22 protein-coding genes and 2 pseudogenes are annotated in these 21876 nt (G+C 45.1%); 14 read left to right on the top strand and 10 right to left on the bottom strand.

The genetic code is table 11. From position 1 onward, the window contains the following. Positions 1 to 13: 13 nt before the first annotated feature. From M1M80_RS12240 to mifM, 3 genes are all read right to left on the bottom strand, one after another. Positions 14 to 742: a YqjF family protein gene (locus M1M80_RS12240; RefSeq protein WP_060398977.1), complete on the bottom strand. Its 729-nt coding sequence runs from the start codon at positions 740 to 742 to the stop codon at positions 14 to 16. Positions 743 to 905: 163 nt separating this feature from the next. Then, positions 906 to 1733 (bottom strand): membrane protein insertase YidC, encoded by an 828-nt coding sequence (locus tag M1M80_RS12235; RefSeq protein ID WP_060398976.1) that lies wholly within the window; start codon positions 1731 to 1733, stop codon positions 906 to 908. Positions 1734 to 1762: 29 nt separating this feature from the next. Next, on the bottom strand, positions 1763 to 2050 hold the full coding sequence (mifM, locus tag M1M80_RS12230) for a membrane protein insertion/folding monitor MifM (protein WP_080010842.1): 288 nt from the start codon (positions 2048 to 2050) through the stop codon (positions 1763 to 1765). A 73-nt stretch (positions 2051 to 2123) separates the two neighbouring features. Here mifM and M1M80_RS12225 point away from each other — a divergent pair, with 73 nt between their 5' ends. Then, positions 2124 to 3368 (top strand): DNA polymerase IV, encoded by a 1245-nt coding sequence (locus tag M1M80_RS12225; RefSeq protein ID WP_060398975.1) that lies wholly within the window; start codon positions 2124 to 2126, stop codon positions 3366 to 3368. Positions 3369 to 3477: 109 nt separating this feature from the next. Then, positions 3478 to 4887 carry an NADP-dependent phosphogluconate dehydrogenase gene (gene gndA / locus M1M80_RS12220; protein ID WP_003236806.1) on the top strand — a complete coding sequence of 470 codons (1410 nt, stop codon included), beginning with the start codon at positions 3478 to 3480 and terminating at the stop codon, positions 4885 to 4887. Between the two features lie 131 nt (positions 4888 to 5018). Here the strand turns inward: gndA and zwf are convergent, their stop codons facing one another. Continuing rightward, positions 5019 to 6488, bottom strand: coding sequence for a glucose-6-phosphate dehydrogenase (gene zwf, locus M1M80_RS12215; RefSeq protein ID WP_060398974.1), 1470 nt, complete (start codon positions 6486 to 6488; stop codon positions 5019 to 5021). A gap of 225 nt (positions 6489 to 6713) precedes the next feature. Here zwf and rnz point away from each other — a divergent pair, with 225 nt between their 5' ends. Both rnz and rpmG read left to right on the top strand, forming a co-directional pair. Then, a complete protein-coding gene (gene rnz, locus M1M80_RS12210; RefSeq protein WP_060398973.1) occupies positions 6714 to 7637 on the top strand; it encodes a ribonuclease Z in 924 nt (307 codons plus the stop codon). 77 nt (positions 7638 to 7714) lie between these two features. Next, positions 7715 to 7864 (top strand): 50S ribosomal protein L33, encoded by a 150-nt coding sequence (gene rpmG / locus M1M80_RS12205; protein ID WP_003226511.1) that lies wholly within the window; start codon positions 7715 to 7717, stop codon positions 7862 to 7864. A 41-nt stretch (positions 7865 to 7905) separates the two neighbouring features. On the opposite strand, the gene M1M80_RS12200 is transcribed toward rpmG, so the two are convergent. Further along, positions 7906 to 8667 (bottom strand): alpha/beta fold hydrolase, encoded by a 762-nt coding sequence (locus tag M1M80_RS12200; protein WP_060398972.1) that lies wholly within the window; start codon positions 8665 to 8667, stop codon positions 7906 to 7908. A gap of 110 nt (positions 8668 to 8777) precedes the next feature. After that, the gene (gene namA / locus M1M80_RS12195; RefSeq protein ID WP_060398971.1) at positions 8778 to 9794 is read right to left on the bottom strand and encodes an NADPH dehydrogenase NamA; all 1017 of its coding nucleotides are present in this window, start codon (positions 9792 to 9794) and stop codon (positions 8778 to 8780) included. Positions 9795 to 9966: 172 nt separating this feature from the next. On the opposite strand from namA, the gene M1M80_RS12190 reads away from it, so the two are divergent. Next, on the top strand, positions 9967 to 11601 hold the full coding sequence (locus M1M80_RS12190) for a M20/M25/M40 family metallo-hydrolase (protein ID WP_060398970.1): 1635 nt from the start codon (positions 9967 to 9969) through the stop codon (positions 11599 to 11601). Positions 11602 to 11649: 48 nt separating this feature from the next. Here M1M80_RS12190 and proC read toward each other — a convergent pair whose 3' ends face one another. Then, positions 11650 to 12486: a pyrroline-5-carboxylate reductase gene (gene proC / locus M1M80_RS12185; RefSeq protein ID WP_060398969.1), complete on the bottom strand. Its 837-nt coding sequence runs from the start codon at positions 12484 to 12486 to the stop codon at positions 11650 to 11652. Between the two features lie 401 nt (positions 12487 to 12887). Here proC and M1M80_RS12180 point away from each other — a divergent pair, with 401 nt between their 5' ends. From M1M80_RS12180 to M1M80_RS12160, 5 genes and pseudogenes are all read left to right on the top strand, one after another. Further along, positions 12888 to 13847, top strand: coding sequence for an MBL fold metallo-hydrolase (locus M1M80_RS12180; RefSeq protein WP_060398968.1), 960 nt, complete (start codon positions 12888 to 12890; stop codon positions 13845 to 13847). 5 nt (positions 13848 to 13852) lie between these two features. Then, positions 13853 to 14632 (top strand): SDR family NAD(P)-dependent oxidoreductase, encoded by a 780-nt coding sequence (locus tag M1M80_RS12175; protein WP_019258824.1) that lies wholly within the window; start codon positions 13853 to 13855, stop codon positions 14630 to 14632. Positions 14633 to 14710: 78 nt separating this feature from the next. Beyond that, positions 14711 to 16045 carry a D-serine ammonia-lyase gene (dsdA, locus tag M1M80_RS12170; protein WP_060398967.1) on the top strand — a complete coding sequence of 445 codons (1335 nt, stop codon included), beginning with the start codon at positions 14711 to 14713 and terminating at the stop codon, positions 16043 to 16045. Between the two features lie 71 nt (positions 16046 to 16116). Continuing rightward, complete coding sequence (gene coaA / locus M1M80_RS12165) at positions 16117 to 17076, top strand: type I pantothenate kinase (RefSeq protein WP_060398966.1); 960 nt, start codon at positions 16117 to 16119, stop codon at positions 17074 to 17076. 4 nt (positions 17077 to 17080) lie between these two features. Next, positions 17081 to 17191: pseudogene (locus M1M80_RS12160) on the top strand (VOC family protein); the annotation flags it as partial. Positions 17192 to 17216: 25 nt separating this feature from the next. On the opposite strand, the gene M1M80_RS12155 reads toward M1M80_RS12160, so the two are convergent. Beyond that, positions 17217 to 17375, bottom strand: coding sequence for a hypothetical protein (locus tag M1M80_RS12155; protein ID WP_003236781.1), 159 nt, complete (start codon positions 17373 to 17375; stop codon positions 17217 to 17219). 51 nt (positions 17376 to 17426) lie between these two features. After that, a pseudogene (locus tag M1M80_RS12150) lies at positions 17427 to 18659 on the bottom strand (MDR family MFS transporter). 238 nt (positions 18660 to 18897) lie between these two features. Between M1M80_RS12150 and M1M80_RS12145 the strand changes: the two are divergent. Further along, positions 18898 to 19140, top strand: a complete 243-nt coding sequence (locus M1M80_RS12145) for a hypothetical protein (protein WP_060398965.1) — start codon at positions 18898 to 18900, stop codon at positions 19138 to 19140. A gap of 121 nt (positions 19141 to 19261) precedes the next feature. On the opposite strand, the gene M1M80_RS12140 is transcribed toward M1M80_RS12145, so the two are convergent. After that, positions 19262 to 19468 carry a YqzH family protein gene (locus M1M80_RS12140; RefSeq protein ID WP_003226541.1) on the bottom strand — a complete coding sequence of 69 codons (207 nt, stop codon included), beginning with the start codon at positions 19466 to 19468 and terminating at the stop codon, positions 19262 to 19264. Positions 19469 to 19635: 167 nt separating this feature from the next. On the opposite strand from M1M80_RS12140, the gene M1M80_RS12135 reads away from it, so the two are divergent. The 3 genes from M1M80_RS12135 (at position 19636) to M1M80_RS12125 (ending at position 21871) form a co-directional block, all read left to right on the top strand. After that, entirely contained in the window at positions 19636 to 20874 is a 1239-nt protein-coding gene (locus tag M1M80_RS12135; RefSeq protein WP_080429031.1) for a DNA polymerase IV, read from the top strand. Then, positions 20871 to 21209, top strand: a complete 339-nt coding sequence (locus M1M80_RS12130) for a YolD-like family protein (protein ID WP_003236771.1) — start codon at positions 20871 to 20873, stop codon at positions 21207 to 21209. The genes M1M80_RS12135 and M1M80_RS12130 overlap by 4 nt, the downstream gene beginning before the upstream one ends. Positions 21210 to 21400: 191 nt before the next feature. Then, positions 21401 to 21871, top strand: a complete 471-nt coding sequence (locus M1M80_RS12125; RefSeq protein WP_060398963.1) for a GNAT family N-acetyltransferase — start codon at positions 21401 to 21403, stop codon at positions 21869 to 21871. Positions 21872 to 21876 lie beyond the last annotated feature (5 nt).

Genomic DNA, 21876 nt, shown 5'->3' with positions numbered 1-21876 from the left:
TTTTTTCTTGCATTCAGCGCCATTGCCTAAGCGGCCAAAATAACACGTCCTGTTTTTTAGCGTAATGAAGCAAAGGGTCTGAATCTGGCAATGATATATCGTGAGCTTCAGCCACCGTATTGACCGAAAACTCGGCCTCGGCATGTTGCAGAAGCCAAGGATGATGATGAATGTCTTCGTAATAGAGCTTGTTTCGATAAGTGGTGTAGAGTCTGTATCGTTCCGTCAGCCAATAATCGAGCGAATCCTCTTCCGCTGTAAAAGGAGCTGAAATGGGCCGGTATGCGGCGCGGAATGCTGCTTCTCCGTCGTCTCTCCGCTTGCTGACATAGTCAATGCCATCACCGTTTTTTTCAGCTTTCATATCCGCGTAAAAATAAGGTAAATGAAAGAACGTGCGAGCGCCCAGGACTGCCAGCCGATGATCAGCATCTAAGCTGAAAAAATAAATGCCGGGCTTGCCTTTATAAGTGACATAGGTGCGAAGGTTAAGCTCAGGAAATGCACGCGCACCGGGAAGGGCAGGAAGAAAACGCGCCCTCAGATTCGTGAGCATAAAGGGAAGCATGCTGATCCAACCTTGCCCGTTATATGTATCTAATTCTAAAACCGGCGGAATCATCGCCCGAAGGTTAGAAGCATCAACAGGCCAGTGGGCAAATAAGACATCATTCCAAGTTTGCCTCATGATCCAGATTCCTTCAGGTACAGAAATGTTTTTTTGCTGAGAGCGTTCCGTCACATACATGCTCCTTTCAGTTAGATGTGAGTATAAGGTATTCCCGGTTTCCTTCTTTTTAAACGATACGGCTGTTTTTTAGGGTTGCCATTTTCGCCTCTGCCATGACCGAAAAGGGTGCGGTGAAACAAAAAACAACCCCGGCTTTTCGCTCGGGGTTGTTACGCTATTTTACCGTCTCAGTAAGAGAAGCGGCGTTTTTACTTTTATGATGCGTCATCTGAAGGACGATGTTTTGCACTGTCAGGAACAGCCCGCTTGTGAACCAGTACAGCGGAAGGGCTGCCGGAACATTAAGCGAGAAAATCGTCATCATCACAGGGAAGATGAACACCATCAGTTTTGCAGATTGCTGCGCCGCCGGGTTTTGCGGGACAGCGGAATATTTCGCGCTCAGTTTTTGAGCGACATAGGCTTGGATAAAGTACATCGCTCCCGCACTAAGAGACACGAGAATGTCAGATTGTCCTAAACTGAACCATAAAAACGAGTGTGACGCAATTTCGGGTGTAGAGCGAATCGCGTAATAAAACCCAATCACAATAGGAAATTGAATCAGCATTGGGAGACACCCCATGGCAAGCGGATTGATATTGTGCTCTTGATACAGCTTCATCATTTCCGTTTGCAGTTCTTTTTGCTTTTCCGGGTCCTTCGTCTTTTTCAATTTGGCCTGAATGCTGTCAACCTGAGGTTTAATAACTGCCATTTTCTCTTGGAATATGCGCTGTTTTTTGAACTGATTGACAAACAAAGGCAGTACAACGACACGAACAATAATGGTGACGAGAATAATAGACAGTCCGTATTCTCCGTGAAACAGCCCGGCAACACCCTTAAGCAGAGCAGAAAACGGTTCGATTAAATAGTCGTGGAAAAAACCGACGTTGCTGAGGCCTCCCACCTGATTAGTCGCGGCAAATGCAGCATTGCCCGAGCATAATACGATCAAAAAGATACCCATAGCCAAAAGTTTTTGATATGTTTTTAACAATTTGTTCTCCTCCTTTTTATAAATGCGGTTTATAAAAGAAGAGAACTGGCGTCTTCATCATCGTTCACAGGCGAATTCATGCGGAAGACTTTACGTATCCAAGTTGTAATGCGATGATATATAATAATAAGAAAGTCTGTTCGGTTAATTTGAAAGACCGTCTGATGTTCATCTGTTCGTTTTGATTTCCATTGCTCGCCGGCACGGCACTCTCGTAAGAGGAATGCAATCCCGATTGCCGTCAGAGTCGGAAGAATAATTGTGAAAAAATCGACTAAGAATAAAACGTCATTTATCGATTCCACAAACATTGTAATCACATCCATTCAATACCTTCATTTTACTATATGTACAAGCCGTTGTCTAATGAACGAAAAGGAGATTTATTTTATGCCGGGAAAGGGCCGAATTATTTTCCATATTGATATGAATAGTTTTTACGCATCGGTGGAAATGGCATATGACCCGGCCCTCCGAGGGAAGCCGGTTGCAGTTGCCGGAAACGTAAAGGAGCGAAAGGGCATCGTGGTGACATGCAGCTACGAAGCAAGAGCGCGCGGCGTCAAAACAACGATGCCGGTTTGGGAAGCGAAGCGCAATTGCCCTGAACTTATCGTTCTTCCGCCGAATTTTGACCGCTATAGAAGCTCTTCAAGAGCGATGTTTAACATCCTCCGTGAATATACTGACCTGGTGGAGCCTGTCTCCATCGACGAAGGCTATATGGACATGACCGATACACCATACAGCAGCCGCGCTTTGGAGACGGCAAAAGAAATCCAAAGCAGGCTGCAAAAAGAGCTGCTGCTTCCGTCAAGCATAGGGATCGCGCCGAATAAATTTCTCGCTAAGATGGCGTCTGATATGAAAAAACCGCTTGGCATCACGATTTTAAGAAAGAGACAAGTGCCTGATATCCTTTGGCCGCTTCCTGTTGGAGAGATGCACGGAGTTGGCAAAAAGACAGCGGAAAAGCTGAAGGGACTCGGCATTCATACGATTGGAGAGTTAGCGGCAGCTGATATACACTCGCTGAAGCGCCTGCTTGGCATCAACGGGCCGCGCCTTAAAAATAAAGCAAATGGCATTCACCATGCGCCAGTTGACCCGGAGCGCATTTACGAATTTAAAAGCGTCGGCAACTCATCGACACTTTCACATGATTCCAGTGATGAAGAAGAGCTGTTAGGCGTTTTCAGAAAACTGGCCGCTTCCGTCAGTGACCGCTTACAGCGCAAGGAAGTCATGGCTTCGAAGCTTTTTATTATGATTAGATATGCAGATTGGAAAACCATCACGAGAAGCATCACGCTGAAAAATCCGATCGATCAAAAAAATGAAATTATGAAAGAAGCGGAGCACCTCTTTTTTAAACATTGGAATAAAAATCCTGTCAGGCTGCTTGGCATTACCGGAACGGATTTAGTAGAAAAAGAGCAGGCCTATAAGCAGCTCGATTTGTTCAGTTTTAATGAAGATGCGAAGGATGAACCAATTCAGCAGATGATGGAAAAGCTGAATGATAAGTACGGCTCCAAACTGATCAGAAAAGGGGCAAGGATAAAAAAAGAGGAGAGCAAAACGAAGGGAACAAGCTTTAATAAAGATTTTTTTCAGGATGAAAAGAAAAGTTGAATAGCTTGAAAAAAAGGGTGGAAGTATGGTAATTTCTTTATTATAAATATCATTTTATTTTAATTTAAATTTTAAAATGATTAAACGTTTGCAGAAGGGACGTTAGAATATGTCAAAACAACAAATCGGAGTTATCGGTCTTGCGGTCATGGGTAAAAATCTGGCTTTAAATATCGAAAGCCGGGGATTTTCTGTTTCTGTTTACAACAGATCAAGCAGTAAAACTGAGGAGTTTCTGCAGGAGGCAAAAGGCAAAAATGTTGTTGGCACATACAGCATTGAAGAGTTTGTCCAATCCTTGGAAACACCGCGCAAAATCTTATTAATGGTTAAAGCGGGAACTGCAACAGATGCGACAATTCAATCTCTTCTTCCTCATCTAGAAAAGGATGATATTTTAATTGACGGCGGTAATACATACTATAAAGATACACAGCGCCGTAACAAAGAGCTCGCTGAAAGCGGCATTCATTTTATCGGAACAGGCGTTTCCGGCGGAGAAGAAGGAGCGCTTAAAGGGCCTTCTATCATGCCAGGCGGACAAAAAGAAGCACATGAGCTTGTGAAGCCGATTCTTGAAGCGATTTCTGCAAAAGTTGACGGAGAACCTTGTACCACATATATCGGTCCAGACGGTGCCGGCCATTATGTGAAAATGGTCCACAACGGTATTGAATACGGAGATATGCAGCTGATTTCTGAATCTTACTTCATTCTGAAACAGGTGCTCGGCCTTTCAGCTGATGAGCTTCACGAAGTTTTCGCTGAATGGAATAAAGGTGAGCTTGACAGCTACCTGATTGAGATTACAGCTGACATCTTTACGAAAAAAGACGAAGAAACAGGCAAACCGCTTGTTGATGTGATTCTTGATAAAGCAGGCCAAAAAGGAACAGGAAAATGGACAAGCCAAAGCGCGCTTGACTTAGGTGTTCCGCTTCCGATTATTACTGAGTCTGTATTCGCACGTTTTATCTCAGCTATGAAGGAAGAACGTGTGAAAGCGAGCGGCATTCTTTCAGGGCCAGAAGTGAAGCCTGTTACAGAAAATAAAGAAGAGCTGATTGAAGCAGTCAGAAAAGCGCTGTTCATGAGTAAAATTTGTTCTTACGCGCAAGGATTTGCCCAAATGAAAGCTGCTTCTGAAGAATATAACTGGAATCTGAAATATGGCGAAATCGCTATGATCTTCCGCGGCGGCTGCATCATTCGTGCAGCATTCCTTCAAAAGATTAAAGAAGCTTACGATCGCGAACCTGAGCTTGATAACCTGCTTCTTGACAGCTACTTCAAAAATATTGTAGAAAGCTACCAAGGAGCGCTTCGCCAAGTGATTTCACTTGCAGTTGCCCAAGGTGTGCCGGTGCCGTCATTCTCAAGCGCATTAGCTTACTATGACAGCTACCGTACAGCCGTACTGCCTGCAAACCTAATCCAAGCACAGCGTGACTACTTTGGCGCCCATACTTATGAGCGTACTGATAAAGAAGGTATCTTCCATACTGAATGGATGAAGTGATCAATAAAAACCCCCGAAGTCTTTAGGCTTCGGGGGTTTTTGTTATTAAAGAATGTATTAAGGGATATGGCAGTCTTGACAGCTGCAAAAAAAGCCGAAAATGCTCACAAGCATTTTCGGCTTTTCTCGTTTTATATATTCCACCAGTGCAAGCCGTCTTTCGCCAAAAGATCATCTGATTCTTTCGGTCCCATAGAGCCTGATTCGTAGTTAGGAGACAAGGTTTTGTTTGCTGCCCATGTTTCAGAAATGGAATCGACAAAGCTCCAAGATAGGGCAACTTCATCCCAGTGAGCAAAGTTTGTTGCATCGCCAAGAAGACAGTCGTGAATTAATTTTTCATATGCTTCAGGGGTGTTCATCTCGTCATTGCAATTGCTGCAGTAATCCAGTTTGATTGGCTGCGCGTGTGCTGCCCCCCCAAGCTTTTTAGCGTTTAAGTAAAGCGTAATGCCTTCGTCAGGCTGAATATGGATGACGAGCAAGTTCGGATTCATATTGTTTTCATTACCGTAGTACAGGTTCATCGGAATGTCCTTAAATTGAACCACGATTTTTGTGGACTTTTCTTTCATTCGTTTTCCGGTGCGGATATAGAATGGAACACCAGCCCATCTGAAGTTGTCGATCAAGAGCTTGCCTGAAACAAACGTTTCTGTATTTGAGTCAGGAGCGACATTATCCTCATCTGTATAAGCAGGAACCGATACACCGTCAATTTCACCGGCTTGATATTGTCCGCGCACAAAGTACTCATCCACTTCTTCTTTTGCAATAGGGCGCAGAGCTCTCAGAACCTTCACTTTTTCGCTTCGGATTTCTTCTGTGTTCAATTTGATCGGTGGCTCCATTGCAAGAAGGGCAACCATTTGCATAATGTGGTTTTGCACCATGTCGCGCAGAGCGCCTGATTTTTCGTAATATCTTGCACGGTCTTCAACGCCAAGTGATTCGCTTGATGTAATTTGAATATTTGAGATATAGCGGTTTGTCCAAAGCGGTTCGAAAATCGCATTGGCAAATCGAATGACTTCAATGTTCTGAACCATTTGTTTGCCTAAATAATGGTCGATTCTGTAAATTTGATCTTCTGTAAACGCTTCGCGGATTTCTTTGTTTAGTGCCTGTGCGCTTGGCAGATCATGGCCGAACGGCTTTTCAATGACAAGGCGGGACCAGCCTGTTGTTGCTGTAACACCTTCTGATTTTAATGTTTTTGCAATTGTCCCGAAGAATTCAGGAGCCATTGCCAAGTAGAACATTCTGTTGTTCGGAATTTGATATGTATCTTCCAGCTGGTTAAGCAATACGTTAAGCTCTTGATAAGAGCCGGGATTTGTCACGTCAAACGGGTGATAGTAAAAATGAGACGTGAAATCATCTATATGTTTATCTGCAGATGAGGATATGGATGTTTTAACGGTTTGGCGAAGATCTTCATTAGACCAAGGTCTTCTTCCAACTCCTACAACTGCAAACTCTTCTCCGATTTGTCCGTTTTGATATAAACGGTGAATAGACGGATACAGTTTTCGTTTTGCTAAATCTCCCGTTGCACCGAATATGACAATTACTGCTTTTGGTTGTTGGTTTGTTTTCACTAAAAGTACCTCACTTTATTCGAAGCTTTATTTTAGTACACCCCGTATATTTCCTTCATTTTAAATCTAAAATTCAACGAAAGCAAACATTTCAGCCCATTTTTTGCTGAATGCCGTAAAAATGTTTCTAGAACGAAAGGATTGTTCCTTTCAGAGGCAAGATTCACATTTGTCGCATGATCCTGTATTCTTGTAGGTAACTAGTTCTAGTAGGAGGAAGGAAATGTGGAATTACTTTTTTTAGGGACGGGAGCGGGCATTCCCGCCAAGGCGAGAAACGTAACGTCGGTGGCATTAAAATTGCTTGAAGAAAGGCGTTCGATATGGCTGTTTGACTGCGGGGAAGCCACACAGCATCAAATTTTACATACAACGATTAAACCTCGTAAAATAGAAAAAATCTTCATTACCCACATGCACGGCGATCATGTATACGGGCTTCCAGGGCTTCTGGGGAGCCGCTCCTTTCAAGGCGGTGAAGACGAGCTGACGGTGTACGGGCCAAAAGGCATCAAGGCTTTTATTGAAACAAGCCTTGCCGTCACTAAAACCCATTTGACATATCCGCTTGTGATCAAGGAAATCGAAGAAGGAATCGTGTTTGAAGACGATCAGTTTATTGTCACGGCAGTATCTGTTATTCATGGAGTGGAAGCCTTCGGATACCGCGTACAGGAAAAAGACGTGCCTGGTTCCTTAAAGGCGGATTTATTAAAGGAAATGAACATCCCGCCCGGACCTGTGTATCAAAAAATCAAAAAAGGCGAAACGGTAACGCTTGAAGACGGGCGCATCATCAATGGAAATGATTTTCTGGAGCCTCCTAAAAAGGGCAGGGCTGTGGTGTTTTCAGGAGATACGAGAGTAAGTGACAAACTAAAAGAGCTTGCAAGGGATTGTGATGTGCTTGTTCATGAAGCGACATTTGCTAAGGAAGATAGGAAACTTGCTTATGATTATTTTCACAGTACAACGGAACAAGCTGCTGTAACAGCGAAAGAAGCCGGGGCGAAGCAGCTCATTTTAACCCATATCAGCGCCAGATATCAGGGAGATGCCTCTCTGGAGCTTCAAAAAGAAGCGGCAGACGTTTTCCCAAACAGCGTGGCGGCGTATGATTTCTTAGAGGTAAACATCCCGCGCGGCTGAAAAAACTCTTATTTGACAATCTGAGATTACGTTGTATAATAAAACGTAATCATTACGCTTTATAAGGAGATGTTAATATGAGAGTAAATGTTACTTTAGCCTGCACTGAAACGGGAGACCGAAACTACATCACAACAAAAAATAAACGCACCAACCCAGACCGTTTAGAGCTGAAAAAATATTCACCGCGTTTAAAGAAATATACCCTTCATCGTGAAACAAAATAACATAAAAGACCGGGCGTCTTACAGCCCGGTCTTTTTTTATGTTAATTGACTGCCTGGTAAAGAGGAGCGGCCTGCTGGCACGCTGCGCACCATACGTCATAAATAGCCAAATGCACGATATGAGGTTCATCATGATGGATGTTGTGCGAGCTGTTTTTAGCTTGAATCCAGCCGCTTTGATTAGATAGAGACAATATGCTGCTGTGCAGGTTTTGCCACTCCTGTTCAGCAGCGAATTTCTCAGTCCGTTCACCTGATGACAACACAAGGAGAGGCATGTTTCCTAAATGGACTTGCTGTTGTTTGAGTACCTGCAGGCTTTTTGAAAATTCTGCATGTGTGCCCTCAAGCATCATCTTTCTTGTGTATGCTTTGTGCATTTCTTCAGGAATAAAGGAGAAGCTTGTGCAATCTCCTAAAGCTGGATCAAGGAGGACCATGCCGATAATATCGCGCCTGTTTTTGCAGGCCCATAAACCGGTGATCACAGCTCCGTATGAGTGAGAAACAGCCAAATAAGGAGGTTTTACATCTGCTGCTTTAAGCAAACTCTCCAATTCTTTCACCTGTTGTTCAGCTGTTCGTTTAGTGCTGCTTTGTCCGCTTTTCCCTATTCCTGCCCGATCATATGTGAAAATGCCAAATTCATCATCAATGTCCGCCATTAATGGTTCCCACGTCTCAGAAGAAGTACCGTAGCCGGCCTCAAAGACAATCGTTACACCGCTTGATCCTCTCCGGTGTTGTGTATGAAACGCACATCCGTCAATTGTATATGTCTTTTCTATCCAAGCTGAGTTCATTGGAGTCATCTCCTCTAATTGGTTCTACTAGGGAGACGGAGAACCTGAGCTGATCGTTTCTCTAAAAAATAAAAAAAGAGATATCCGGTTGAGGATATCTCTTTTGGACATTACCAGCCTCTTTCGTATTGAACAGGGGCCGGGATCTCTGTATTAAGCTGTTTTGCAGCAGTTCTTGCAAAGAATGGATCCCGCAAAAGCTCTCTGCCGATAAAGATAAGGTCGGCACGTCCGTTTTGCAGAATTTCTTCAGCCATTGAACCGTCTGTAATCATGCCGACAGCACCAGTTGCCATGTCAGCCTGTTCGCGGATTTTCTCAGCGAAGCTGACCTGATAGCCAGGGAATACGTTAATGTCTGCATGAACAAGGGCGCCTGAGCTGCAGTCAATTAAGTCAACACCCTGCTCCTTCATCCATTTTGCAAAACCGATGTGATCGGCGATGTCTAAGCCTTTGTCTGTATAGTCAGAAGCAGATACACGGACAAATAAAGGGCCGTCCCATACTTGTTTGACTTCATCGATGATTTCTCTTAAGAAACGATAGCGGTTTTCTGGTGAGCCGCCGTATTCATCTGTACGATGGTTGGATAGCGGAGATAGAAATTCGTGAATTAAGTATCCGTGCGCCGCATGAATTTCAATTACATCAAAGCCGGCTTCTTTTGCGCGGGCTGCCGCTTGTTTGAATTCCTGGATCGTTTCTTTTACTTTTTCTGCTGACATTTCTACAGGTGTTGCTGATTGTTCGTCAAACGCAATCGCCGATGGAGCGAAAATATCTCCTTCAAGCTCTGCTTTACGGCCGGCATGGGCAAGCTGAATGCCGATTTTTGAGCCTTGTTCTTTAACCTGTTCAGTCAGTTTGGCAAAGCCTTCAATATGCTCGTCACTCCAAATTCCTAAGTCTTGGTCTGTGATTCGCCCTTGAGGATTAACCGCTGATGCCTCCACAATAATCAGTCCGACCTGGCCGATTGCACGTGATATGTAATGTGCCATGTGGAACGGCGTCAATTTTCCGTCCTTTTCATGAGAAGAATACATGCACATTGGCGACATGACGATGCGGTTTTTTAACGTCAGATCTTTAATTGTAATAGGTGTGAATAATTTTCTGGCCATTTCTTTCGCCTCCCGTAAGGTTTTAGAGATTGATTATATCAGGTCATTTCTTTCCCGTCATATAAACTGCTCAAAAGATCCGTTTTTGTCAAACATTTCTGTATAATAGACAGGGAATCATCTTATTTTTCAAGCTAGAAGCGTTTTTATACATAGGAGGGGGCGGAAATCGATGAATTGGCAGACGAAGGACGAATTGCTGACCCTTTTAACTTCTCTTGTGCAATACGAAAGCATCACCGGTTCGAAGGGAGAGGCAGCGCTTGCAGAATATCTTTATTTTATTTTGAAGGACAAGCCTTATTTTCAAAAACATCCAGATGATGTAACACTTCATACGATGGACGACGGCAGATCCTTTCTTACGGCTCTTGTCAAAAAGAAGAATGTCAAAAAGACAGTGCTTTTGCTGAGTCATTTTGATGTCGTGGACATAGAGGATTACGGAGAATTCAAACATATGGCATGTAAGCCTGCTGAGCTGTTGAGCTCCTTTTTAGAGAAAAAAGAGCTGCTTCCGGAGCGTGTGAGAACAGACGCTGAAAGCGGCGACTGGCTGTTCGGAAGAGGGACGATGGATATGAAAGCAGGGCTTTCGGTTCAGCTGTCGATGCTGGAGCGGGCAATGAACGGCCAATTTGAAGGCAATCTGCTGTTGATTACGGTTCCTGATGAGGAAGTGAATTCAAGAGGCATGATTGAAGCGGTTCCTGTACTGAAGGAAATGGAGAAAAAGTATGATATCACATTAACAGCTTGCCTGAATGCTGAACCGATGTTTGAAAAATTTCCCGGCGACCAGCAGCAATATTTTTACTCAGGAAGCATTGGCAAGGTGCTTGCGGGATTTTTCTGCAAGGGGATTGAAACTCATGTCGGAGAGCCGTTTTCAGGCATAAATGCCAATTTAATGGTATCTGAGATTAACCGCTTGCTTGAGCTGAATGCGGATTATTGCGAAAAGGTTGATGGTGAAGTCACTCCGCCGCCGGTAAACTTAATGCAAAAGGACTTGAAAGAGGCGTATTCTGTTCAGACACCGCATACAGCTGTCACGTTATTTAATGTGCTGTCAATGAAACGATCGGCCAGTGAACTGCATCAGATGCTGCTTAAAACCGCCGAACAGGCGGCGGAGGAAATAACTGCGAACATCCGAAAGAAAACACAGGATTTTCAGCAATTTGAGTCATTTACGCCGATGGAACGTGCTGTCTCTGTTTTGACATTTGATGAGCTGATCGCGCGTGCGAAAAAGCGTGCTGGAAATTCTGAAACCGAGCGGGTTCTGAATTATGCCTTTGCCAACAGGGGAGATCTTGGAGACAGGGATTTTTCGACGAAAATTGTATCTGAGCTTGCTGCGCTTTGTAAGGAGGATGCGCCGCTTATTGTTCTTTTTTACAGCCCGCCGTTTTATCCGGCGGTTTCTTCAAAGGACGATCAGTTGATCAGGAATACAGCTGACCAGCTTAGGCAATATGCGGCTGACAGATACGGCATTGCGTTACGGGAGGTTCAATATTTTCCCGGACTTTCAGACTTAAGCTATCTGCAGCTCGAAAAGCAGGAGGTTGATGCGTACACAAGCAATATGCCGCTCTTTAACAGAGGATATTCGCTGCCAAGCGGCAAAGACCAGGCTTTATATGTACCGGTTTTAAATGTTGGCCCGGCGGGAAAAGACCCGCACAAATGGACGGAAAGACTGTATTTGCCTTATTCCTTTGAAGTGCTTCCCGACTTGCTTTCGTTTACGATCGCTGCCCTATTAAAACAATCAGAAACTGCCGGTAAGCTGTTTTAGGAAAAACAAAAGACAGATGGCATTGTGCCTTCTGTCTTTGTGCTTACACTATGAATGCCTCTCTAAGGCGGCACCGGCAAACTGCTTTTTGATTTCAGCGCTGCGTTTAGCAGTTTCTTCAATACAGTGAATAATCGCTTCTTCAAAGCGGGAGTCCTGTAAAGCGCGAAGACCTGCCTCTGTTGTGCCTCCCGGGCTTGTGATTTCCTTGCGGAGCTGTGCGGGCTGTTTGCCGCTTTGAAGGAGCATATCTGTTGCCCCTGCCATTGTCTGCAAAATGAGTGCTTTTGCTGTTTCCTCATCCAATCCTACTTTCTGCGCCGCTTTTTCCATTGCCTCAATATAACGGTACACGTAGGCCGGACCGCTGCCGGCGATCGCCGTGACAGCATCAAGATGCCGTTCCTCAACCAGTGTGGCATCACCGATTGTTTCCAATAAAGCCTGTGCTGCTGTGATATCATCCTGGCTTGCTTCAGCGCTTACGGAAAATCCGGTTGCTGATTTTCTGATGGCTGCTGAAGTATTAGGCATGACGCGAATGACCGCGAGCTTTCTGCCAAAATAGTGCTGAATGGCTTCAATTGTAAGGCCTGCAAGTACTGAAATCACAAGCTGGTCCTTGATGTACGAACGGATGCTGTCAATGCTTTCCGCCGCGTCCTTCGGTTTAAAAGCGAGGATGATGATATCGGTTTGAGTGAAAAACTCATTTTTATCTCTGCATGGACGCAACCCGTACGTTTCCTTTAATTCAATCAGACGCTCGTCATTTGAGCGGTTTGTGATATAGATATGTTCTGGTTTTGTGATGCCGCTTTGCAAAATACCGTTGATCATTGCTTCTGCCATGGACCCGGCGCCGACAAATCCTATCTTTTTCATTGATATCCTCCTTCTATTAGAACAACAAAAAACCTTTTCATCACGTAAAGGACGAAAAGGTTCGCGGTACCACCCTCATTAGCACAGATTATGCTCAGCTCAAATCCCGTAACGCGGGAAACGTTTAGGTTTTCCTAACCGCTCTGAGGGCAGGTTCTACAAACAAGCGGGCCGCAATATCTTTCAGCCGGGGATATCGCTCTCTTTGGCCATTGCCTTGTATACTATTCCTCGTCATAGCGTTCCAATGGTTCTCGTTTTAGTTTGTTGTTCATTATGCAATGGCGGACAAGCTAATGTCAATAGCTTTTTCAAAAAGGGCCGTTCTCATTCGGCAATAATGACACAAGACCGAGAAAAAGCTAAAATATGAATAATGAATGAAGACAAGGAGCAAAAGGATGACAACTGCAGATGTAATTGCGATCCGCGTCCCGACGCCATTTGCTGTCGGCGATGTTCTCGTGTATCTAGTAAAAGGCGATGCGCTGACACTTATCGATGCCGGGCCGAATACAAAGGAGGCTGTCAGAGCCCTTCAAGAGCAGCTTGCCGCTGTAAATGTGAAAATGTCAGATATCGAGCAGGTTGTACTGACTCACCATCACGCTGATCATGCAGGCCTGCTTGATGTCTTTTCTGATGAAATCGAAGTGATCGGACATCCGTTTAACGAACCTTATATCAGCCGAGATCAGGCTTTTATGGATTGGCAAAAACGTTTTTTTCAAAAGCTGCTGCCAGAATTAGGCGTTCCTTTTGATATGGAAAAGGCAGAAAAGCTCATTCGGTCCGCGTACGCATTTTCCTGTACGAGATCCCTGACGAAAACAGTCAGAGAAGGTATGAGTATTGATGGGCTTGAGGGCTGGTCGGTTTTGGAGATGCCTGGACATGCTGAATCGCATATCGTTCTTTTCCATGAAAAAAGCGGGAGAATGCTTGGCGGCGATCTTCTGCTGGCCAACAGCTCGTCTAACCCGATTCTGGAAGCGCCGAAAGCGGGAGACATAAGGTCAAAGCCTTTAGTCGATTATCAGCGGTCGTTGGGAAGGCTGTCTGAACTTGATCTAACAATCGTGTTTCCCGGTCACGGCGAGACAATCACCAGCGTTCAGGCGCTGATTGAGAAGCGTTTTGACAAACAGAGGAACAGGACGGAGGGTGTGCGGCGCATGCTGGATGAAAAGCCGATGACTGCTTTTCAGGTCTGCCAGCAGCTTTTTCCTGCTGTGTATGAAAAGGAATTATTTTTAACGATGTCAGAAACAGCAGGGCATCTTGATGTGTTGGCGGCTGAAGAAGCCATCACGTCATATTGGGAAGGAAATACTGCATACTTTAGAACAATGAAGAGGTGAAATGGATGAAACATATAGCGGGAAAGCGGATTTGGATAACCGGCGCTTCAGGAGGGCTTGGTGAAAGAATTGCATATTTATGCGCTGCTGAAGGAGCCCATGTCCTGCTGTCGGCAAGACGTGAGGATCGTTTGATTGAAATCAAAAGGAAAATAACCGAGGAATGGAGCGGACAGTGTGAGATTTTTCCTCTGGATGTCGGCCGCCTAGAGGATATCGACCGCGTCCGCAATCAGATCGGCTCGGTTGATGTACTGATCAACAATGCGGGCTTCGGTATATTTGAAACGGTTTTAGACTCGACACTGGATGACATGAAAGCGATGTTTGATGTGAATGTCTTTGGCTTGATCGCCTGTACAAAAGCGGTGCTTCCGCATATGCTTGAGCAAAAAAAGGGCCATATCATCAACATCGCTTCTCAAGCAGGGAAAATTGCAACACCGAAGTCGAGTCTTTACTCTGCGACAAAACATGCCGTGCTCGGCTACTCAAACGCTTTGCGGATGGAGCTGGCGGGAACCGGCATTTATGTGACAACAGTCAATCCGGGACCGATTCAGACGGACTTTTTTTCCATTGCTGATAAAGACGGGGACTACGTCAAAAATGTGGGCCGGTGGATGCTTGATCCTGATGACGTGGCAGCTCAAATTACAGCTGCTATTTTAACCAACAAACGGGAGATCAATCTTCCGCGTTTAATGAATGCCGGCACCAAGCTGTATCAGTTGTTTCCAGCTCTCGTTGAAAAGCTGGCAGGACGGGTACTCATGAAAAAATAACGATGGAACTGCCTGTAGCGAGTTGGTTTGTTGGCATAGTCACAGGCAGTTTTTATAGAGGAAGGGAGAAACCATTGGATGTCAATCAATCAAGAAGCCCTTCATGTTCTGCTCAAAGATCCGTTTATTCAGAAACTGATTAATGCAGAGCCTGTATTCTGGGCAAATCCGGGCAAGAAAGAGGGCCCGTTATTCGATGCAGATGAGTGGGGAAGTGAGATAGCAGAGGCGGAAAAAAGGCTGCGGCGGTTTGCTCCTTATATTGCTGAGGTGTTTCCTGAGACGAAAGATGCCAAAGGAATGATCGAGTCTCCGCTTTTTGAGATGCAGCATATGAAGGAAAATCTGGAAGCGGCATACCAGCAGCCATTTCCGGGAAGATGGCTTTTAAAGTGCGACCATGAGCTTCCGATTTCAGGATCGATTAAAGCGCGGGGCGGGATTTATGAAGTACTGAAGCATGCTGAAAAGCTGGCACTTCAAGAAGGAATGCTTCAGGAAACCGATGATTACCGCATCTTACATGAAGAGCGGTTTGCCGCGTTTTTCTCGCGCTATTCGATTGCTGTCGGTTCGACAGGAAATCTGGGGTTAAGCATCGGCATCATCGGTGCCAAACTCGGGTTTCGTGTGACAGTGCATATGTCCGCCGATGCTAAGCAGTGGAAAAAGGATCTCCTTCGCCAAAAGGGTGTCACCGTCATGGAGTATGAATCAGATTACAGTGAAGCGGTGAAAGAAGGGAGACGGCAGGCGGAACAAGATCCATTTTGTTATTTCATTGATGATGAACATTCCCGTCAGCTGTTCTTAGGATATGCTGTTGCTGCAAGCCGATTAAAAACCCAGCTTGACTGTATGAATATACAACCGAGTCTTGAGACGCCGCTGTTTGTGTATCTGCCGTGCGGCGTCGGCGGAGGGCCGGGTGGTGTGGCATTCGGGCTGAAGCTTTTATATGGAGACCATGTTCATGTGTTTTTCGGGGAGCCGACTCATTCACCGTGTATGCTGTTGGGGCTTTATTCCGGCCTTCACGAGAAGATTTCTGTCCAGGATATCGGCCTGGATAATCGGACGGCTGCTGACGGGCTTGCCGTAGGGAGGCCGTCAGGATTTGTCGGCAAGCTGATCGAACCTCTTCTGAGCGGCTGTTATACGGTAAAGGACAATACGCTTTATACCTTGCTTCATATGCTGGCTGTATCTGAAAATAAATATTTAGAGCCCTCTGGTCTTGCCGGCATGTTCGGGCCGATTCAGCTTTTTTCGACAGAAGAGGGAAGGCGCTATAGTCAGAAATATAACATGGAACATGCCGTACATGTCGTCTGGGGAACGGGAGGGAGCATGGTTCCAAAAGAAGAAATGGCCGCGTATAACCGAATCGGTGCGGATTTGCTGAAAAAATAAGCAGACAGTGAAAGGGTTTTCCGTTACAATCTTTGTAAGGGTTTTAACCTTCAGAGAGTCAGGTGTAAACAGTGAAAAATAAAGAGCTTAACTTACATACTTTATATACAAAGCACAATCGTGAGTCTTGGTCTGGTTTTGGGGGACATTTGTCGATTGCTGTTTCTGAAGAAGAGGCAAAAGCCGTGGAAGGGCTGAATGATTATCTATCTGTTGAAGAAGTGGAAACGATCTATATTCCGCTTGTTCGCCTGCTTCATTTGCATGTTAAGTCTGCGGCCGAACGCAATAAGCATGTCAATGTTTTTTTAAAGCACCCTCATTCAGCCAAAATTCCGTTTATTATCGGCATCGCCGGCAGTGTGGCAGTCGGGAAAAGCACGACGGCGCGGATATTGCAGAAGCTGCTTTCGCGTTTGCCGGATCGTCCTAAAGTGAGCCTTATCACGACAGATGGTTTTTTATTTCCTACTGCCGAGCTGAAAAAGAAAAATATGATGTCACGAAAAGGGTTTCCCGAAAGCTATGACGTAAAGGCGCTGCTCGAATTTTTGAATGACTTAAAATCAGGAAAAGACAGAGTAAAGGCTCCGGTGTATTCCCATCTCACCTATGACCGCGAGGAAGGTATGTTCGAGGTTGTGGAGCAGGCCGATATTGTGATTATTGAAGGTATTAATGTTCTTCAGTCGCCCACCTTGGAGGATGACCGGGAAAATCCGCGTATTTTTGTTTCCGATTTCTTTGATTTTTCGATTTATGTGGATGCGGAAGAAAGCCGGATTTTCACTTGGTATTTAGAGCGTTTTCGTCTGCTTCGGGAAACAGCTTTTCAAAATCCCGATTCTTATTTTCATAAATTTAAAGACTTGTCTGATCAGGAGGCTGACGAGATGGCGGCCTCGATTTGGGAGAGTGTCAACCGGCCGAATTTATATGAAAATATCTTGCCGACTAAATTCAGGTCAGATCTCATTTTGCGTAAGGGAGACGGGCATAAGGTTGAAGAAGTGCTGGTAAGGCGGGTATGATATCGTGCATTATATTGAACTGTATGTCTCTGATTTGGAAACGTCTCGACGGTTTTGGGGATGGTTCTTAAAAGAACTTGGCTATAAAGAGTTTCAAAAAGGCCGGATCGGATTAAGGTAGAGCTCACTGCCCCAAGCGGTTAATCGTGATCTTCGGGCAGGCTGTTAAGCTTTTTCTCAATGCGATCCAGCTGCGCTTTTCGGTTCTTCGCATACTTGAAGCCTGTAACAGCTGCAAAGATGACAGCGGCAAACACGATAAATACGAAAAACTGAAACATCACATCACCTATATTCATGTGCATCACCTCATTTTTGCGGGAGAGATTGGTTCTCTCCCGTTTTTTTGTTTAAAGCGGCTTTTCCAGCGCGGACCGGTGTTTTGTCATTTCCGTTTTCATCTGCCGATAGGCAAACGCTAAAAATGGCAGGCCGAGCAGGGTGATGCCGCTCAGGACAGAAAAAATAAAAATCGGCCGGCCAGCGCCAAATAGGTCTATACATATACCCCCGACCCAGGGGCCGATGACGTTTCCGAGCTGTGAAAAACCGATTGCCCCGAAATAAGTGCCTTTTAATCCTGGTTTTGCAATCTGGTCTACAAACAAATCCATCATAGAGAATAAAAGCACTTCGCCGATTGTAAATGTAACCACGATTATAACAAGGGATGAAACACCGTGTGATATGGTGAAAATGGCCATGCTGACACTAACCATCACATTACCGAGCATCAGGGAGCGAAGCGGCGAAAAACGTTTTGCAAAATGGACGATGGGAAACTGCGTTGCCAACACAACGATTGCGTTTAATGTCAGCATCAACCCGTACAGCTTCGTTCCATTGCCGATCAAGGGGTTCTGCGCCATATACTGCGGAAATGTTGAACTGAATTGTGAGTAGCCAAAGGTGCATAGTGTAATGCCGACCAAAGCAATTGTAAAAAGATGATCCTTTTGCGTCACCATAAATGCTTACCGCACGCTCATATTTCGGGATTGGCCTGATGCTGATGAGGATGGATGTTTTTTAAATTGGATGGCAAGCACGAGTCCGTATAGTCCGTAAATGACTGCGGGCACCAAAAAGGGTGCGGTCGATTGAGATGAGCCGAAATACAGGCCGAGTACCGGTCCGAAGACAACGCCGATATTAATAGCTGCATAGCGTAAATTAAAAACAAGCAGTCTGTTTTTTTCTTCTGCCATATCAGACAGCAAAGCCTTTGAAGTTGGCTCAAACAGTGATTTGCAAAGACCGTTTAATGCGTTTACCACAAAAAACACCCAGAGATGAGATGCCGCCGCAAATCCTGCAAATACCAGCATCCAGCCGAAAATGGACACAAGCATCATGTTTTTTCTGCCAAATTTGTCCGAGATATATCCGCCGTAAAAGCTTGCAAGGATGCCGACTGATGAGCTTGCGGCAATGACCAGCCCTGCATAGGACGCTGATGCGCCCTGGATGGCTGTTAAATAAATCGCTAAAAAAGGGATACTCATCGATGTGGCCATTCTGCCGAAAATGGTTCCGATTATAATTGTCCAGCTGATCGGGTGGATATTTTTCCATTTCTTCATAAATCGTATTCTCTCCTGTATGTAAGAATCTTTTCCTATCATATATGAAAAAATTCCCTTCTCCAATAGAGAATTCAAAATATTTTGTTATTGACATTTTACCATGTGTGGACATCATTGAAATTGAGGTTAAAGCATTCGGAAGGAAAATGACGATATGTCTGACGCTTATCTGGGGTAAAAGGACAATATGAATTGATGCTGGAATGCTAGACATTTTAAAACGATTCGGCAGGGCATGGAAGAATACGGAGGTCCGTTTGAAACATTAAAGGCAGTGATTTTAACCCATCATGATGTGGATCAAGTTCCGAAAATGCTCAGTGATGCCGGACATGAGATCAAGATATACGCGAACTGGAGCGGCTGCCTTATTTTGAAGGGCATTCGGGTGATTTTTACGCCGGGGATTGTCAGGCCATATCAATCTATGGAGCGTGAGAAAAGCCTGCTTTTCTTTGCAAGCCCTTCTGCAGTATGACACGCTTGAGACTGTTATTTGTTATCACGGCGGTGTTTTCAAAGGGAAGCCGCATCAGCGGCTGAAAGAACTGACAGTCTGATTGGGGCGCTGTGCGCCTCTGTTTTCTTTTGACCAGCGTTTAAGAGAACAGTCCTTGATTTGTGACATAGTCATAAATGATATCTTCTATATGTGCATGCAGATCCTCATCGGGTTCTTCATTCCGTCTCTCTTCTAAGGCGGCTTTCAGGCTTTGTTTTTCGTACGGGCTTAACGGATCTATGGCAACATTTCTGCCGTATTGACGCAGTGCCTGCCCCATCATTTTTTCAACAAATTTCTCCATTATGACTCTCCTATCCTTATGCTTCGCTTTTATTCTACTAAATGTTTTTCTTCTCTCACACCCTTGGATCATATTTTCTGTCAGACAAGAATCATTTACCAGTATAAAACGAACATATTTTCGCATATAATAGAAAAGGCGAACGTAAGTTCTTTTTAGAGGTGTATATGATGAAAGAAAAAGTGATTTTTCTCGTTGACATGCAATCGTTTTATGCATCTGTAGAGAAAGCGGAAAATCCACATTTGAAAAATAGGCCCGTCATTGTTTCGGGTGATCCTGAAAGAAGGGGCGGAGTCGTATTGGCTGCCTGCCCGCTGGCGAAACAAAAGGGGGTGGCGAATGCTTCGCGGCTGTGGGAGGCGCAGGAAAAGTGCCCTGAAGCTGTTGTGCTCCGGCCCCGTATGCAGCGGTACATTGATGTATCACTGCAAATCACGGCCATTTTAGAGGAATATACAGACCTTGTGGAGCCGTATTCCATCGATGAACAATTCATGGACATTACAGGCAGCCAGAAGCTGTTTGGGACGCCGGAGGAGATCGCGACAAGCATTCAGGGCAGAATCATGCGGGAGATCGGCGTTTATGCGCGGGTCGGAATCGGCCCTAACAAAGCGCTAGCCAAAATCGCGTGCGACAATTTTGCCAAAAAGAATAAGAACGGTATTTTTACCTTAACGAAAGAAAATATGAAAACTGATATGTGGCCGCTCCCGGTGGGCAGCATGTTTGGCGTCGGGAGCCGAATGAAGCATCATTTAAACCGAATGGGCATCAGTACGATCGGCGGGCTCGCGGCTTTTCCGCTCGATCTTTTAAAAAAGAAATGGGGCATTAACGGCCACGTGCTGTGGATGACGGCGAACGGGATCGACTATTCCCCTGTATCAACTTCATCTCTGGACGGGCAAAAGGCGATTGGCCATGGAATGACTCTCCCAAAAGACTACGAACACTTTGACAAAGAAATCAAAGTCGTGCTGCTGGAGCTGAGTGAAGAAGTGTGCAGGCGAAGCCGAAACGCCGGAGTAATGGGGCAGACGGTATCAGTGAGCTGCCGGGGGGCTGATTTTGATTGGCCGACGGGCTTCAACCGGCAAGTGAAGCTGGCGGAGCCGACTAATTCTACGCAGGATGTATATGAGGCTGTATGCCGGCTGTTTCTTACGTTTTGGGACGGGAAGCCTGTCCGCCGCCTCGGGGTCAATCTGTCTCAGCTCTCATCTGATGACATATGGCAGCTCAATTTATTTCAGGATTATGCAAAGAAAATGAACCTCGGCTATGTGATGGACGGCATTAAGAACCGGTTCGGCGACACAGCCATCATCCGGGCGGCGTCACTGACAGCGGCAGGCCAGGCATTTGAACGTGCGGCTAAAATAGGAGGTCACTATAAATGAACGACCATTTAAAAAGAGGCAACCTGCTGTGGGAAGGAAGCAGGATGTTTCTGCCGGAACATAAACAAAGCCTGCTTGAGAGAAAGCGCCATAAACAGAAGCTGCCAAAGCCGATCCTTGATCCTGATAAGCTGGAGGAGATGAATCAAACGCTTTGCGCCGCGATGGAGTTTGCTCAGGATATCACTGTCAGCTGCTTTCAGGACGGTGAAATTGTCCGCTGCACCGGAAAAATCTGCCGGTATGAAGAGTTTGAAAAAACAGTATGGATAAAAGGAGACGAGGATCAGCTGTATAAGCTGAAGCTTGATCAAGTGCTTGATATTGTGCTGTGAAGTCTCTCCCTCCTGCACTGGGGGGGAGAAATATGTGTAAAAATATCAAACATTGTTCCCTCGGCAGTCTGGAAACGTATGATGCAGGAAAGAAGGCATTTACAATTCCAGTCAGGCAAAATATAATTTTTATATTGTGAGAAAAAAAGAGCTGACATTCGTTTTGCCAGACGGAGGGAGATCAAATCGTAATGGATATTCGAACAATCACGTCTTCAGATTATGAAATGGTAACGTCTGTAATGAATGAATGGTGGGGCGGCAGACAGCTGAAAGAAAAATTGCCGAGATTATTTTTTGAGCATTTTCAGGACACAAGCTTTATCACATCTGAACATAACAGCATGACCGGATTTTTAATCGGATTTCAATCGCAATCGGACCCTGGAACGGCATACATCCATTTTTCCGGTGTGCATCCGGATTTCAGAAAAATGCAAATTGGTAAACAATTATACGATGTATTTATTGAAACAGTAAAACAAAGAGGCTGCACCCGGGTAAAGTGCGTCACTTCACCGGTGAATAAGGTATCAATCGCGTATCACACAAAATTGGGTTTTGACATTGAAAAGGGCACCAAAACGGTAAATGGCATCTCAGTGTTTGCAAACTACGATGGCCCGGGCCAAGACAGGGTACTGTTTGTCAAAACCATATGAGGGGG

This window comes from Bacillus inaquosorum, from assembly GCF_023238325.1.
GTDB classification, from domain to species: Bacteria; Bacillota; Bacilli; order Bacillales; family Bacillaceae; genus Bacillus; species Bacillus inaquosorum.
The sequence above is the reverse complement of the archived record's forward strand: the minus strand, read 5'-3'. Positions and strand labels throughout refer to the sequence as shown.

Bases quoted from the DNA above. Each gene is read 5' to 3' on its own strand.
- M1M80_RS12225 (WP_060398975.1), top strand. From the start codon at position 2,124: ATGCCGGGAAAGGGCCGAATTATTTTCCATATTGATATGAATAGTTTT.
- gndA (WP_003236806.1), top strand. From the start codon at position 3,478: ATGTCAAAACAACAAATCGGAGTTATCGGTCTTGCGGTCATGGGTAAA.
- rpmG (WP_003226511.1), top strand. From the start codon at position 7,715: ATGAGAGTAAATGTTACTTTAGCCTGCACTGAAACGGGAGACCGAAAC.
- M1M80_RS12200 (WP_060398972.1), bottom strand. From the start codon at position 8,667: ATGAACTCAGCTTGGATAGAAAAGACATATACAATTGACGGATGTGCG.
- namA (WP_060398971.1), bottom strand. From the start codon at position 9,794: ATGGCCAGAAAATTATTCACACCTATTACAATTAAAGATCTGACGTTA.
- M1M80_RS12190 (WP_060398970.1), top strand. From the start codon at position 9,967: ATGAATTGGCAGACGAAGGACGAATTGCTGACCCTTTTAACTTCTCTT.
- proC (WP_060398969.1), bottom strand. From the start codon at position 12,486: ATGAAAAAGATAGGATTTGTCGGCGCCGGGTCCATGGCAGAAGCAATG.
- M1M80_RS12180 (WP_060398968.1), top strand. From the start codon at position 12,888: ATGACAACTGCAGATGTAATTGCGATCCGCGTCCCGACGCCATTTGCT.
- M1M80_RS12175 (WP_019258824.1), top strand. From the start codon at position 13,853: ATGAAACATATAGCGGGAAAGCGGATTTGGATAACCGGCGCTTCAGGA.
- dsdA (WP_060398967.1), top strand. From the start codon at position 14,711: ATGTCAATCAATCAAGAAGCCCTTCATGTTCTGCTCAAAGATCCGTTT.
- M1M80_RS12155 (WP_003236781.1), bottom strand. From the start codon at position 17,375: ATGAATATAGGTGATGTGATGTTTCAGTTTTTCGTATTTATCGTGTTT.
- M1M80_RS12145 (WP_060398965.1), top strand. From the start codon at position 18,898: ATGGAAGAATACGGAGGTCCGTTTGAAACATTAAAGGCAGTGATTTTA.
- M1M80_RS12140 (WP_003226541.1), bottom strand. From the start codon at position 19,468: ATGGAGAAATTTGTTGAAAAAATGATGGGGCAGGCACTGCGTCAATAC.
- M1M80_RS12135 (WP_080429031.1), top strand. From the start codon at position 19,636: ATGATGAAAGAAAAAGTGATTTTTCTCGTTGACATGCAATCGTTTTAT.
- M1M80_RS12130 (WP_003236771.1), top strand. From the start codon at position 20,871: ATGAACGACCATTTAAAAAGAGGCAACCTGCTGTGGGAAGGAAGCAGG.
- M1M80_RS12125 (WP_060398963.1), top strand. From the start codon at position 21,401: ATGGATATTCGAACAATCACGTCTTCAGATTATGAAATGGTAACGTCT.